We start from the raw sequence: 14,275 nt of genomic DNA on the forward strand, positions 1-14,275 counted from the left end.
CAGTTCTAAAACTCTTTTATAAAAATAAATTGCAAAGTAGATATTTTGAAAATTCACCGGATAGTCCGAGTGCTAGGTAGCACTGAGCTTGAAGCTCGAACTATCTAGGTATACGTTGGGTTTCTATTAAAAATAATAGTTAGCAAGAACAAAAGATACATTAAATAAGCCTTTAATCACCCACCATATAGCCAAACTGCATCTTAGGCACAATTCATATTAATTTTTATCTCGACTACTACGTTTATACAAATAACATTTCATAGGACTCATACAATGCTCATTATCATTATAAGATGAGAAAAAGCCTTCCAATAATCTACCGTTTTCAACAAGCATTAAAGATAAAGCTCCTCTATCAATATGACTTTTACTTGTTGATTCATAACTAGCTGTTAATATTAAATTTTTAAAAGAACCATTTAAATCATATGTATGAATATCGCTAGCTCCACCAATTTCAATGATTCTACCATTAATTTGATGACCTTTCCTTTTAAGTTCCGCTCTTACTATAATTGGTTTTGCGGAAATACTGATGAAGGTTCTATTTTGATTATCATTTACATTATTGTTGTTGTCTTTATTATTTAGGATAATTTCTGCTTCAACAGTTTCTTCTTTTCCTGTTTTTTCATCATAAATAGTAGAAGTAGTAACTTGTTGTGAAGATTGCTCTTCATAATTATGCTTTTTGTTATTCAAAGAATTTTCTTTTTGCATTTTTTTGAATCTTTCCCAAGCAATTTTCCTTTGGATTTTATCCAGTTCATCTAGACCAATAAATGGTACAATAAAACCATTCCATTCTCCTTCAATCTTTACATCTTGATATAATAAATTTTCAATCCAGATTAATAAATTCTGTTTCCACAATATTTGTACAATGAAAAGGATAAAAGCAGTAACAACACCACTAATAATGCCATCTACTATGGATTTAAAACTTCCATTTTTGGTGAGGTTTTGTTGGTGGAAATATATTGCTACAAGTGTTACTGATGAGATTACTAGAAGCCAAAATATTGCTTTTCCGCTATATTGAAGTAGTTGTTTTTTTTTCATTTCGTTTTTTAGTATTTTGTCAAAATGTTGTTACCTGCTGGCGTATTTATCATTGTTTAAATTTTCTGTTTAAATAATTCAAAACTGTCTGTGCTGAATTTACAACAAGCATTGCTTCATCATCCTCTAATAACTCTTCATTCGGGTGTGATAAACTTGCTTTATTTCTAATTGGATTTAGTTTGTCAAGAGTATTACTAAATGAGCTTATTATTTGGTCAATGTCGCCTTGTCTATGTCCACCTTGTTGCAATTTTGGATGATTTGCTTTTAGTTTTTTAAATACTTGTGTTAAATTTTCATCATCTGTCAATGCAATTCCTGCTTGTTTACAAACTTCTTTAAGATAACCGTGTAATGCTGTATGAATTCTGTCCACACCACTTGTTGCCCCATTTTTTTCTATTAAAATTTTTGTATCCTGAATTGCTCTTTCAACTGTCTCGTTTGTTATTGTCAATTGTTCAGAAGCAACCGCTTGTCTGCTTTCAAGTCGTCTAATTAATTCTCCGATTTCATTCGCCATTTTCTGTTTGGCTTGTCTATCTTCTTCTGGGAAAAAGTCAACTGGATATTTTTTAATTACACCTTTGAGTATTTTGGCTTGTGTTGGTGCATCTGAATTTTCAAGGATTGTCAAAAATCTTTGTCTTGTTGTACCTTCATATGCTGCTGGTGAAATATTGATGTTACAAAAATATGGATAAAATTCTTCGTGTGTCCGGTATGAAAAGTCTCCAAGATAACCGTGGCTTACTCCAATATAGGAATTTGTTATCATATAAATTTCAGGTCTTGTCAGCATAATTTTTTCTATGTGTTATGTTTCGGAACTCTTTCAGGTAAGTCATAAATAGGCGAACCCAATCCCAAGTTTGTTTATTGATTTGATTGAAACAATACAAAAGTGTATTTCGCTAACTAAAATTGTTTCTATTTCCAAAAATAGAAAATCTGAGCATATTATGTATCTAACGGACTGATGATTTTTCGTAAACTTTTTTCGGTTTTCTCCGTAAGGATATCAAACGCTCGTGGCAGTTCGGTAAAATAGTTGAATTAATTTATTGCTAAATTTTCGTTCATTAATTCCACTTTAAAATTCACTTTTGCGTTTAATGCTTTAAAGACTTTTAGAATAGTTTCAAATCTTGCATCGGTTAAACTATTTTCAATTTTTGAAATTTGAGATTTTTTTACACCAACTAATTTTCCAAGCTCCTCTTGTGTAAGATTTCTTTCTTTTCGAATAGTTTTAATGGTTTCGCCTATAATGTCAAGTTGTAATTCTTGTTCAAATAGGTCTCTTTTTTCAGTCCCTACTTTACCAATATGAGTGTCAATTAAAGCCTCTAAACTTGTTGTTTTTATTTTTTTGTTTTCCATTTTCATCTAGATTTATTTTTCAAAATAAATAGTTCTTAAATTTTCAGCTTTCAGAATTTCGTTTTTTGGTATTTTACTTGTTTTCTTTTCAATTCCGTGAGTTGAAATAACTAAAGTTTCTTGATTGTTAGTTTTGTCCCAGAAAGCAAAGAATCGGTAATATGTCTTATTGTACAAAGTCCTGAATTCCCATATCGTATCAGTTAATTTTTTAAATAACTCTTTGTCGTTTTTATACTGCGATAATTTTATATTATAAAGAATTTTCGCTTTTGTCTTTTCGTCGAGACTTTCTATAAATTTGACAGCTTCATCTAAAAATTCAACTTTAAATTTTGGTTCCATTCATTTTTTATCAAAGGTAAAAGTTTCCTGAAAAAGAAACAAATATTTCTTCTTTAATTATAATTTCGACATTATTTTTCAGTAACGGACAGCTGATACAGAGTGCATAAAAAGCCTGTCCCAATCCCAAGTTTGTTTATTGATTTATTGAAACAATACAAAAGCGTATTTAGCTAACTAAAATTGTTTCTATTTCCAAAAATAGAAAATCTGAGCATATTATGTATCTAACGGACTGATGATTTTTCGCAAACTTTTTTCAGTTTTATATCTCGACTATGAACTTTTTAAAAGTGTGAATCATGATATCGATAGCTTGTAAAAAAATGGCTTCGAAACCTAACAGGTCTTAAAGACCTGTTAGGTTTACTTAAATTCCCCATATAATTTTCTCAAAAAATAAATTATTAAAAAGACTTTTGTAAATTTGCTCCCTATATGACTAGAAAAGAATTAAATACTAAAAATACCACTGGAAGCAAAGGATTCTACTCTTTGCTTTTAGCTTTTTTATTGTTTTTTTCTTTAAGTGCCAAGAGTATTTCTTTTGCTCAAGCCTTATCTACTCATACTTTTAAGATTGAAAAAACCAAAGTAAAGCAAGGGAAGGCTTTAACTGTGCAACAAACCGCAGATGAAGACGAAGAACTGGCTGAACTTGATATAGATGATGAAGATGACTTAGAAGACGGACATCTACTTGCTGTATTTCAATATTTTCAAGACCTACTTGCGCCACTTACTTCTGAGAAAGTAGTTGCTAAGTCCGCTGTATCTTTAGGCGTTTCCTATAAAAAACCACTGTATATTTTATACTGCAATTGGAAATTCCATTTGTCTTAATTAATGTCCTTTAAGATGTTTTTACATCCCTAAATCGGGTATTAATTAAATATTTCCTAAAAATGAATCTAACAAATTCGCGATTTGTGGAGCATGATGTGCTTCACGAGCTATCGCATTATTTACCTGCACAAAATCCATTAAAAGACTTTGTGCACCATAATACGCTACATGCTTTTCAAAAACAATCCTTTTTTGATGCGCTGCATCAAGCATCTGTAGTATTTGGATATAAGACCTATCTACCATTAACAGAGTTCAGAACTAAATATACTAACGGTGAAATTCCAAAAGAAATTCTGAAAAAAGTAATATATGACCGTAAACTGGAATACTCGTATGAATTATGGCAGCACAAAGTGTTACATGAAAAATATGATGAATCTTTATCTTCTAGAATAGGTCGTATCCGTTCTTTGTGGAAAGAGCGTTATGCAATGAATTTAGACAAGGCAACACATGGTATTTTATTTAGAGTACTCTGTAGTTATTTAGATCAAGGAATTTCAGTGTGGTCTTTTCCAGTACATAACAAAGGTTTTTTAACTTCTATAAAAGAGCTAGATAAAAACGGTATTACAGGCTTTTTCAAGACATCAAGAGCAAAAAAATTGTTGCAAGAAGATGTAAGTATAGAAGAATTGCTACATATCGTTGTAGGTAATGAAGCTTATTATACACACTATTTGTTTGATCAACAGTTTTCGCATCCTGGTTGGAGTGGAATGGTAGCAACATTAGAGCAAAATCCAACTTCATTACTAGCCAAGAAAAATATTACATTACAAGAACTTATAAAGTTTGAATTGTTATTAGAAATTGATCTTTTAGATCAAAAATTTGGAGAAAAATGGAAACCAATTGCTTACGATCTACAACAAGTACCAGAAGAAATCTTTTCCATTCCGCAATATTCCGAATATTTTGAAGTATTGTCTATATGGCAAGAAGCTTTTGAATGGAGTTTTTATAATCAAGCATTATTAGGAATCCAACAAACCAATACAGAAACACAACCTAAAAAACAAATTAGTTTTCAGGCCATGTTTTGTATGGATGATAGAGAATGTTCTCTTAGACGATACATAGAAGAAGAAGATCCCAATGCTCAAACTTTTGGTACAGCAGCATTTTTTAATTTTGAATTTTTCTACCAGCCTATAGAAGGAAAATTCTTTACCAAACTATGCCCGGCTCCAATAACACCAAAATATTTGGTAAAAGAATTACCAAGAAAGAAAAAACATGCTACAGATCTTCATTATCATAAAGGTACGCATTCTTTGTTATTCGGATGGCTAATAAGTCAGTCGTTAGGTTTTACATCTGCGTTTAAATTATTTGTAAATATTTTTAAGCCTACTATTACACCCGCAACATCAGCTTCATTTAAACACCTAAATAAAAAGGCACAATTAGTCATTGAAAATGAAAATGGTTTACAAGAAGGAAATCTACAAGTAGGATTTACAATAGAAGAAATGGCTACTCGTGTAGAAGGGTTATGCAGATCCATAGGATTAGTAAAAGATTTTGCTTCTATAGTATACGTAGTAGGACATGGTGCTACCAGTGTAAATAATACTCATTTTGCAGGTTATGACTGTGGTGCTTGTAGTGGAAGACCCAGTTCTGTAAATGCTAAAGTATTATGTTTTGCAGCTAATCATCCCGAAGTGCGAACTCTTTTATCAAAAAAAGGAATTAATATACCAGATACAACTCAATTTTTACCAGCATTACATGATACAACTCGTGACGAAATTGAATTTTATGATGAAAAGGTATTAAGTCAAATTAATTTAAATATTCACCTCAATAACAAGAAAACCTTTGAAATAGCTTTAGACAAAAATGCTGTCGAGCGTTCTCGTCGCTTCGAAATTATAACCAAATCAGATAATTTAAAAAAAGTACATGAATCTGTAAAACTTCGATCAGTTTCTTTGTTTGAACCAAGACCAGAACTAAATCATGCCACTAATGCCTTGTGTATAGTAGGAAGAAGGACAGTGTCCGAACAGTTATTTTTAGATAGGCGTTCTTTTCTTAACTCTTTTGATTATCAGGTAGATCCTAAAGGAGATTATTTAGCAGGAATATTAAATGCCGTAGCTCCAGTAGGAGGAGGAATCAACTTAGAATATTATTTCTCTAGAGTAGATAATCATAAGTTGGGAGCAGGATCAAAATTACCTCATAATGTTATGGGATTAATAGGTGTTGCTAACGGAATTGATGGCGATTTACGACCTGGATTACCTAATCAAATGATAGAAGTACATGATCCAGTTAGATTACTAGTAATAGTAGAACATTTTCCAGAAGTAGTAAAGTATGCCATTACCAAAAATATGGCCACTTATGAATGGTTTTATAATGAATGGGTTAATCTAGTCGTATTTCATCCAGAAACCAAGCAACTTTTCCGATTTGTTAAAGGAAACTTTGAGTTGTATAAACCCATAAAGGTTACGCTGGAGAATATTGATAACACACTTCAGTATACACAAACCAGTATGGATAATTTAAAAGTAGGTATTATTAAATAATAAGAAGTAAGGATATGTGGAATGAAATTTTAATAGCATTTGTGTTAATTCCTTTTGCTGGTTTCTTTATTAGTTTTTGGTTGCCAGAAAAAAAGGAATCATGGTTGTCTTGGACCGTATTAAGTACCGTTATAATTCAATTATTTACATTGACTGTATTTTTGTTTTATTGGGTGATAAAAGGAGCAAAACCCTTTAATCTTTTTGAAGTTAGTTTAGTAAAAACAAATCATTATGAGTTTTTTATTGATTTCTTTTTTGATAAAGTAACAGCCGTTTACCTATTTGTAGGAGCTTTATTAATTTCAATGGTTACAATCTATAGTCGTTATTATCTACATCGAGAAAAAGGATATAAGCGTTTCTTTATGACCGTTTTATTTTTCTTTTTTGGTTATAATCTAGCTGTATTGTCAGGAAATTTTGAAACCTTATTTATAGGTTGGGAAATTATAGGTATTTCATCCTTCTTATTAATAGCATTTTACAGAGAGCGTTATTTACCCGTAAAAAATGCGTTTAAGGTATTTTCTATCTATCGTATTGGAGACGTTGGTTTATTATTGGCTATGTGGGCAAGTCATCATTTATTTCATGAAAATATTACTTTCATGAAAATGCATAATTATGAGTTAATAAGTGAACATCTTCAAACCCATTCCTTTATTGGCGTTTTTATAGGATTGTGTTTAGTATGTGCGGCAGCTGTTAAATCAGCTCAAGTCCCTTTTTCTTCTTGGTTGCCTCGCGCCATGGAAGGACCAACGCCTTCAAGTGCTATTTTTTATGGCTCTTTATCAGTGCATTTAGGAGTATTTCTGATGTTACGTACTCATCCTTTCTGGGAACACCAAACATCGTTACGAATAGCAATTGGTTTAATGGGGGTATTAACAAGTTTCCTAGCTACTTTCATGGCACGTGTGCAATCCTCTGTAAAAAGTCAAATTGCTTATAGCTCTATTTCTCAAATAGGATTGATTTTTTTAGAAATAGCACTTGGTTTTGAAACTTTGGCTCTACTTCATTTTGCTGGTAATGCCTTTTTAAGAACTTATCAGCTTTTAGTATCGCCTTCTGTTGTAAGTTACTTAATAAGAGAACAATTTTATCATTATGAACCAATAGAACATACATTTGAAGATTCTTTGCCTAAACGATTGGAATATGCTCTTTATATTTTAAGTGTAAAAGAATTTAATTTAGAAAAAATAGTAAACTTTTTTCTTTGGAAACCTCTCAAATCTATTGGAAAACTATTGAATTTTTTGAATCTAAAAAGAACTTTTATTCTTTTTGTACCAATTTATATAGGAGGAATTTTGTTACTAAATAGACAAACCAATTTACCAGAACAAATAAATAACAGACTACCCGATTTTTTTGCCTTTATAGGTTTAATATCCGTCTTTAAATCATTTTCTGAACGGAAAAGCCCTTTCGTAGCTTGGGTATTAATCATATTTAATCATTTTTGGATAGTATTAGCTATTTTATTTAATGAAAAAGTAGATTTTTACGAAGTTTCGTTATATCTCACAGGAATAATAATTGCCGGAATACTCGGCTATATAGCACTCGTTAAATTAAGTAAAATAGAAAATGAAACGTCATTAAATCAATATTTAGGACATGTATATGAACATCCTAAGTTTGCTTTGTTTTTCTTAGTTGCTGCTCTTGGCGTAACAGGCTTTCCTATTACAACTACTTTTATAGGTGAAGACCTTTTATTTAGTCACATAGAAAGTAACCAGGTTGTATTGGCCTTTTTTATAGCGAGTAGTTTTGTGGTTTCTGGAATTGCCAGTATTCGTATTTATACGCGCTTGTTTTTAGGACCACATATTAAAACCTATCATGAATTACCTTATAAATCTTCTTAGAAAAAAAAATAACATCATTATGAGCAAAAATAAATTAAATATTCCAGCTGATGGATTAGCAGGATTAAAAGAAAACTTTTCTTCTGATGCCTTGTCAGGATTTTTAGTGTTTTTATTAGCATTACCATTAAGTATGGGGATTGCTCAAGCATCTGATTTTCAGCCTATATATGGTCTTGTGACCGCTATGGTTGGAGGTCTTTTTGTATCCTTAATAGCAGGCTCTAAATTAACTATTAAAGGACCAGCTGCAGGATTGATCGTTATTGTGGCGGGTGCAGTAGCAGAATTTGGCGGAGGGGAACAAGGATGGAAATACGCTTTAGGGGCAATTGTAATAGCAGGTGTATTACAAGTTTTGTTTGGTGTTTTGAAATTCGGTAAACTGAGTGATTTCTTTCCTCTGTCAGCAGTCCACGGGATGTTAGCTGCTATTGGATTGATAATTATTAGTAAACAAATACATGTTTTGTTAGGACAAAACCCATTAACAGAAGAAGGGAAACCTATGGTTGAACCATTGGAATTATTAAGTGCCATCCCACATACTATAACAAATCCTAATATGACAGCTATGCTGGTAGGTGTAGTAAGTTTATTAATCGTTTTTGGATGGCCAATGATAAAACAACCATTACTAAAAAAAATACCAGCTGCTTTAGTTGTATTAGTCGTAGCAATACCACTTTCATTTGTACTAGGTTTACAAAATATTTTAGATGATAAAGGAGCTCCTAAGTATTTAGTACATTTTGGTAAAGGATTATTAGATACTTTAGCTGTGAACGTTAGTTTTGGAGGCTTATCACAAATAGGAGTTTTTATAAAATATGTTGTAATGTTTGCTCTCGTAGGAAGTTTAGAAGCTTTACTTACAGTGAAAGCTATTGATATGATGGATCCTTTTAAGCGTAAATCAGATTATAATAAAGATTTAATAGCAGTTGGCGTAGGTAATATAATAGCCGGAATATTAGGAGGATTACCAATGATTTCTGAAGTAGCTCGTTCTTCTGCCAATGTAAATAATGGAGGGAAAACACGTTGGGCTAACTTTTTTCATGGATTTTTTATTTTAATTTTTTTACTTTTGGCAGTTAAATTTAGTGATTTGATCCCTAAGCCCGCTTTAGCAGCTATGTTGATAGGTGTAGGATATAAATTAGCGCATCCAAAAGAATTTATTCACACCTTTGAAATAGGAAAAGAACAATTAGCAATTTTTTTAACAACTATCGTATTTACTCTGGCTACAGATTTGTTGATAGGTATAGGTGTGGGTATGTTATTAAAAATGATAATACATATAATTAACGGAACGCCTTTGTCGTCCTTCTTTAAAGCGCCTACAGAAGTTTCTTTTCAAGGAGATAACTATTATGTAAAAATTAGTAAAGCAGCTATTTTTACTAATTTCCTTGGCATTAAAAGGAAATTAGAAGAAATACCAACAGGTTTTACCATAACAATTGATTTAAAAGACACAAAATTAGTAGACCACTCGGTTATGGAAAGTTTGGAGCACTTTAAACATGATTATGAAACACATGATAATAGTAAGGTAATCATTAAAGGACTAGAAAATCATAAGGCACTGTCTAGTCATAGATTAGCAGGACAAATAGCTAAGTAATTTTAAAATAATTTAAAATTTAAAAATATAATGAAATTTAATATTAAAAGAATAGGAGTATTATTAATGCTCCTATTCCTAATCATAGAAACTACTACGCAAGCTCAAGTAATAAATCACAATAATGATATTTGGTTTCATTATTTGGGTAAAAATAAGTTAAACAAAAAAGTATCCTTTACCTTAGAAGCCACTATGCGCTATGCTAACGGATTTGATGAAAAACAACAATATTTTATTCGACCATCCCTTGATTATCAGTTTAATAAAAGCTTTGTGGGAAGTATTGGTTATTCACATTACAATACCTATGTATATGGAGAATATCCTATAAACAAAACAAATATTCCAGAAGATCATATCTGGATACAGGTTACCCATACAGCAAATAGTGGTGATTTTAAATTTACAAATCGTTTACGTGATGAATACCGTTTAGTAGGAATTCCTTTAAAAAAAACAGATGGAGATTATGAAATAGATCATTATGATTATAGAAATCGCTTACGTTATATGTTCATTCTTAATCATCCTTTAATAAAAGATGCTGACGGTAAGTCTAAAATGTTTTTAAATATAGGGAATGAGGTGTTTATAAATATAGGCGTAAAAGAAGCAAAAACGTTAGTGCAACAAAATAGAGTAATAGCAGGATTTGGTTATAACCTAAATGAACACCATCAAATACAATTAAATTATATCCATCAAAATAATTGGAATTTAGGAAATACTATTCAAGAAAATAACCCTACGCTTAGAATTTCCTACCTTACAAATTTTGATTGGTACAATAAATAAGATATATTTAAGTTATTTATTGCTATAAATCAAGTAACTTACATTTTGAAAAAATAAAAAAAAATGTTTAAAAAAGTATTAAAAGGCTTTTTTTTATGCCTTATTGTAAATCCTATTTATTCACAAAAAGCACTCAATCTAAAAGAATGCGAAATAGCTTTAAAAAAAAATAATTTACAGCTAATTGCTCAACAATATAATCTTGAAGCATCCAAGGCACAAATTATACAAGCAAAAGTTTGGCAACAGCCCATAGTGTCAGGTGAATTAAATTTTTATAACCCAGAAAAAGGTATCTTTTTTGACGCAGGTACAACAGGTCAGAAAGGATTTGCTATTCAGCAATTAATCTATATGGGAGGTAAAAAGCAAAATGAAATAGCTTTTGCAAAATCAAACTCTCAGCTTGCGGAGTTACAATTTGAACAGGTATTGTTAAGTTTAAAATATCAATTAGCTCAAAACTTTTCAAGTGTTTACTTCGATAGCCAAAAAATAAAAGTACTTAATGAACAAATTGAAAAATTAGAATCTTTATTAGGAGCTTATAATGAACAAGCAAAAAAAGGAAACGTTTCCTTAAAAGATGTGGTACGTTTACAAACACTTGTTTTAGGACTAAAAAATGAGAAGGTTTCCATTACAAAAGATATTATTTCAAATCAACAAACGTTATCATTAATAACAGGAATTACTGAAATAATCGAACCCGTAGTAAATGAAAAAGAGTTGTTAGATACTTATGCTACAACCTTGCTTTCTAAAGAAGAAATGAAGAAAAAACTAATCGAAAATAATCCTGATTATTTATGGACAAAAAAAATGATGGAAAGCCAAGAATTATATGTAAAATGGCAAAGGTCTTTAAACACACCAGATATTACTTTAGGAGGTTCTTATGATCAAGCAGGAGGAGCATTTAAAAATCAAGTAAATTTAACGTTTGCGGTTCCTTTACCTCTTTGGAGACAAAATAAAGGAAACGTAGCGGTAGCTAAAGCACAATTGGAGCAAAGTAAGACCAACTTAGCATACAAGAAACAAGAACTTGAAAATAGTTTAGATGTAGCCTACTTGATATGGCAACAACAAATGCAACAATACAAAGGGATTACTTCAGATATGAAACAAGATTTAGAAAAAGTTTACGAAGGTATTTTATCTAATTTTCAAAAAAGAAATATTAACCTTCTTGAATTTACGGACTTTTTAGAAAGTTATAATGAAGCCGTAATTCAACAAAACGAGATTAAAAAACAATGGGTAATTTCAGGTCTAGAAATTAATTATATAACAAATAGCCAAATTTTTAAACAATAAGAGATATGAAATTTTGCAATGTATTTACTGCAATGATAACCAGTATTTTTTTTATGACGCTCGGCTCATGTAAAGAAGAGAAAAAAGAAGAAGTAAAAGAATCTTTTTCTCTTACAGATAAAATGCTAACATCTACAAAAACAATAGATGTAAAAAAAGAACAATTAAAAAACGAAATCCAGTTTTTTGGAAAAATAACGGCCGATAATAATAAATATATCGAAGTATATCCAGTGGTAGGAGGAAACGTAACAAAAGTATATGTACAACTAGGAGATTACGTTCAAAAAGGACAGCTATTAGCAACAATCAAAAGTACCTCAGTAGCAGGTTTTCAAAAAGATTACGACGATGCTAAAAATGAAGTAGTTGTGGCAAAAAGTAATCTAAAAGCCGCACAAGAAATGTATGAAGGCAAACTAAATACAGAACGAGATGTCTTAGAAGCAAAGAGTGCTTACAATAAAGCATTAGCACAGTTAAAAAGAGCACAAGAAACCAACGCAATTTATCAAGTACATGCTGGATCCATTTTTGAAGTTCGTGCTCCTATAACAGGATTTATAACCCAAAAATCCATCAATGAAAATACCTTGTTACGCGATGATAAAACAGATAATATATTTGATATAGCACAAATTAGCAAAGTATGGGCCATTGCCAATATTAATGAGAGTGATATAGAATTGGTAAAAGTAGGAGAAAAAGCAGAGGTTACTACCTTAAGCTATCCAGATAAAAAATTTTATGGAAAAGTAGATAAAATTTTTAATATCATTAATCCAGATACTAAAGCCATGAGTGCTCAAATTGTTTTAGATAATCCTAAATTTTTATTAAAACCAGAAATGCGTGCCAATATAATCCTGTCTTACAAAGAAAATGATTATATGTTAGCAGTACCTTCTAATGCCGTTATATTTGATAAAAGTAAAAATTTTGTGATGATTTTTAAATCCCGTTCTAATATTGAAACACGTCAAGTTGAGGTATTTAGACAAGTAGGCGATGTAACCTTTATTTCAGGAGGATTAAATGAAGGAGAAAAGGTTATTACCAATAACCAATTATTAATTTATGATGCTTTAAACGACTAATGAAAAAAATAATTTACATTACAGTATTTCTATCTGCCCTAAAAAGTCTTTCACAAGTTAACGACACGATAAATCATAGAAAAGGATTTACCATTCATGCACAAACAACAGTTATTAATCAGACAAAGGCTGGTTTTAATGCCCCTTATTCAGGAGATAATAGTTTAACCCTAACTAATGAAAGCAAAACCTCTATGACAGGTACCCTTTATTTAGGTGCAAAATTATGGAAAGGAGCAAGTATTTACCTTAACCCTGAAATAGCAGGAGGTTCTGGGCTTAGTGAAGCTTTAGGTTTAGGAGGGGCTACAAATGGCGAAACCTTTAGAATAGGTAATCCCGAACCAAAAATTTATGTAGCGAGAATGTTTTTCAAACAAATATTCGATTTGAACAGAGGTGAACACAAAAAAGATATTCAAAATTATTTTCATAATCACAGTGATTTTAACCAGTTAGATGAATATATACCCAACAATTATCTAGCCTTTACAATTGGAAAGGTAAGTCTTGCCGACTTTTTTGATGATAACCGCTATAGCCATGACGCGCGTACGCAGTTTATGAACTGGGGATTAATGGCTAATGGCGCTTGGGATTATGCCGCCAACACACGGGGTTATACACCTGCGATTGTATTAGAATATGTAACACCTAAACATGAATTACGATACGGTACAGCCTTATTGCCTTTAGCAGCTAACGGTAATGATATGAATTGGAATTATCCAAAATCATCATCCCACAATTTAGAATATACCTATAAATTTAAATTAAATAAGAGGCCTGGAGCTATAAGAGCACTTACCTTTTTTAATGCTACTTATATGGGTGATTATCAAAAAAGTATTGCACTAAATGCCTTTAGTCCAGATACAAAAAATGTACGGACTTATGGCGGTACCAAGTTTGGTTTTGGTTTGAATGCTGAACAAGAATTAGCCGATGATTTTGGTGTTTTTGCTCGTTTAAGTTGGAATGATGGAAAATATGAAACTTGGGCATTTACAGAAATTGATAAAAGTTTTAGTTTAGGAGGAGTCTTAAACGGAAATCGTTGGAATCGCAAAAACGATGTATTCGGACTGGCTTATTTAATTAACGGATTGTCCAAACCTCATCAAAATTATCTAAAAGCGGGAGGAAAAGGATTTATGTTAGGAGATGGTTATTTAAATTATACTCCAGAACATATTGTAGAAACCTATTATGCAGCAGAGCTAGTAAAAAATCAAATGTATCTAACAGGAACTTATCAATTTATATTAAATCCTGGTTATAATGCAGATAGACAAGGACCTATAAATGTTTTTTCAATTAGAGTACATTGTCGAATTTAAAAAATAAATT

At 31.1% G+C, this 14,275-nt stretch carries 12 protein-coding genes; 8 read left to right on the forward strand and 4 right to left on the reverse strand.

Annotated features, from left to right (window positions below; translation table 11 throughout):
• Positions 1-219: 219 nt before the first annotated feature.
• The 4 genes from NAB20_RS06685 to NAB20_RS06700 form a co-directional block, all read right to left on the reverse strand.
• Positions 220-1,065 (reverse strand): hypothetical protein, encoded by an 846-nt coding sequence (locus tag NAB20_RS06685; protein ID WP_375605733.1) that lies wholly within the window; start codon positions 1,063-1,065, stop codon positions 220-222.
• Positions 1,066-1,114: 49 nt separating this feature from the next.
• On the reverse strand, positions 1,115-1,870 hold the full coding sequence (locus NAB20_RS06690; RefSeq protein WP_375605734.1) for an abortive infection family protein: 756 nt from the start codon (positions 1,868-1,870) through the stop codon (positions 1,115-1,117).
• 254 nt (positions 1,871-2,124) lie between these two features.
• Positions 2,125-2,451 carry a helix-turn-helix domain-containing protein gene (locus NAB20_RS06695; RefSeq protein WP_375605735.1) on the reverse strand — a complete coding sequence of 109 codons (327 nt, stop codon included), beginning with the start codon at positions 2,449-2,451 and terminating at the stop codon, positions 2,125-2,127.
• A gap of 12 nt (positions 2,452-2,463) precedes the next feature.
• The gene (locus NAB20_RS06700) at positions 2,464-2,796 is read right to left on the reverse strand and encodes a type II toxin-antitoxin system RelE/ParE family toxin (RefSeq protein WP_105195273.1); all 333 of its coding nucleotides are present in this window, start codon (positions 2,794-2,796) and stop codon (positions 2,464-2,466) included.
• A gap of 438 nt (positions 2,797-3,234) precedes the next feature.
• On the opposite strand from NAB20_RS06700, the gene NAB20_RS06705 reads away from it, so the two are divergent.
• From NAB20_RS06705 to NAB20_RS06740, 8 genes are all read left to right on the forward strand, one after another.
• Positions 3,235-3,639: a hypothetical protein gene (locus tag NAB20_RS06705; protein ID WP_088390038.1), complete on the forward strand. Its 405-nt coding sequence runs from the start codon at positions 3,235-3,237 to the stop codon at positions 3,637-3,639.
• 62 nt (positions 3,640-3,701) lie between these two features.
• Positions 3,702-6,191 carry a YbcC family protein gene (locus tag NAB20_RS06710; protein WP_375605736.1) on the forward strand — a complete coding sequence of 830 codons (2,490 nt, stop codon included), beginning with the start codon at positions 3,702-3,704 and terminating at the stop codon, positions 6,189-6,191.
• A gap of 14 nt (positions 6,192-6,205) precedes the next feature.
• A complete protein-coding gene (locus NAB20_RS06715) occupies positions 6,206-8,077 on the forward strand; it encodes a proton-conducting transporter membrane subunit (RefSeq protein WP_105195271.1) in 1,872 nt (623 codons plus the stop codon).
• Between the two features lie 19 nt (positions 8,078-8,096).
• The gene (locus NAB20_RS06720) at positions 8,097-9,710 is read left to right on the forward strand and encodes a SulP family inorganic anion transporter (RefSeq protein ID WP_375605737.1); all 1,614 of its coding nucleotides are present in this window, start codon (positions 8,097-8,099) and stop codon (positions 9,708-9,710) included.
• A 30-nt stretch (positions 9,711-9,740) separates the two neighbouring features.
• The gene (locus NAB20_RS06725) at positions 9,741-10,508 is read left to right on the forward strand and encodes a DUF2490 domain-containing protein (protein WP_105195270.1); all 768 of its coding nucleotides are present in this window, start codon (positions 9,741-9,743) and stop codon (positions 10,506-10,508) included.
• A gap of 63 nt (positions 10,509-10,571) precedes the next feature.
• Positions 10,572-11,828 (forward strand): TolC family protein, encoded by a 1,257-nt coding sequence (locus NAB20_RS06730; protein WP_105195269.1) that lies wholly within the window; start codon positions 10,572-10,574, stop codon positions 11,826-11,828.
• A gap of 5 nt (positions 11,829-11,833) precedes the next feature.
• Positions 11,834-12,925: an efflux RND transporter periplasmic adaptor subunit gene (locus NAB20_RS06735; RefSeq protein WP_088390034.1), complete on the forward strand. Its 1,092-nt coding sequence runs from the start codon at positions 11,834-11,836 to the stop codon at positions 12,923-12,925.
• The gene (locus tag NAB20_RS06740; RefSeq protein ID WP_375605738.1) at positions 12,925-14,265 is read left to right on the forward strand and encodes a carbohydrate porin; all 1,341 of its coding nucleotides are present in this window, start codon (positions 12,925-12,927) and stop codon (positions 14,263-14,265) included. The genes NAB20_RS06735 and NAB20_RS06740 overlap by 1 nt, the downstream gene beginning before the upstream one ends.
• Positions 14,266-14,275 lie beyond the last annotated feature (10 nt).

The organism is Flavobacterium davisii (genome assembly GCF_042182265.1).
Lineage (GTDB): Bacteria > Bacteroidota > Bacteroidia > Flavobacteriales > Flavobacteriaceae > Flavobacterium > Flavobacterium davisii.

Excerpts from the sequence above, each read along its gene's own strand:
- NAB20_RS06685 (WP_375605733.1), bottom strand. The coding sequence starts at position 1,065 with ATGAAAAAAAAACAACTACTTCAATATAGCGGAAAAGCAATATTTTGG.
- NAB20_RS06690 (WP_375605734.1), bottom strand. The coding sequence starts at position 1,870 with ATGCTGACAAGACCTGAAATTTATATGATAACAAATTCCTATATTGGA.
- NAB20_RS06695 (WP_375605735.1), bottom strand. The coding sequence starts at position 2,451 with ATGGAAAACAAAAAAATAAAAACAACAAGTTTAGAGGCTTTAATTGAC.
- NAB20_RS06700 (WP_105195273.1), bottom strand. The coding sequence starts at position 2,796 with ATGGAACCAAAATTTAAAGTTGAATTTTTAGATGAAGCTGTCAAATTT.
- NAB20_RS06705 (WP_088390038.1), top strand. The coding sequence starts at position 3,235 with ATGACTAGAAAAGAATTAAATACTAAAAATACCACTGGAAGCAAAGGA.
- NAB20_RS06710 (WP_375605736.1), top strand. The coding sequence starts at position 3,702 with ATGAATCTAACAAATTCGCGATTTGTGGAGCATGATGTGCTTCACGAG.
- NAB20_RS06715 (WP_105195271.1), top strand. The coding sequence starts at position 6,206 with ATGTGGAATGAAATTTTAATAGCATTTGTGTTAATTCCTTTTGCTGGT.
- NAB20_RS06720 (WP_375605737.1), top strand. The coding sequence starts at position 8,097 with ATGAGCAAAAATAAATTAAATATTCCAGCTGATGGATTAGCAGGATTA.
- NAB20_RS06725 (WP_105195270.1), top strand. The coding sequence starts at position 9,741 with ATGAAATTTAATATTAAAAGAATAGGAGTATTATTAATGCTCCTATTC.
- NAB20_RS06730 (WP_105195269.1), top strand. The coding sequence starts at position 10,572 with ATGTTTAAAAAAGTATTAAAAGGCTTTTTTTTATGCCTTATTGTAAAT.
- NAB20_RS06735 (WP_088390034.1), top strand. The coding sequence starts at position 11,834 with ATGAAATTTTGCAATGTATTTACTGCAATGATAACCAGTATTTTTTTT.
- NAB20_RS06740 (WP_375605738.1), top strand. The coding sequence starts at position 12,925 with ATGAAAAAAATAATTTACATTACAGTATTTCTATCTGCCCTAAAAAGT.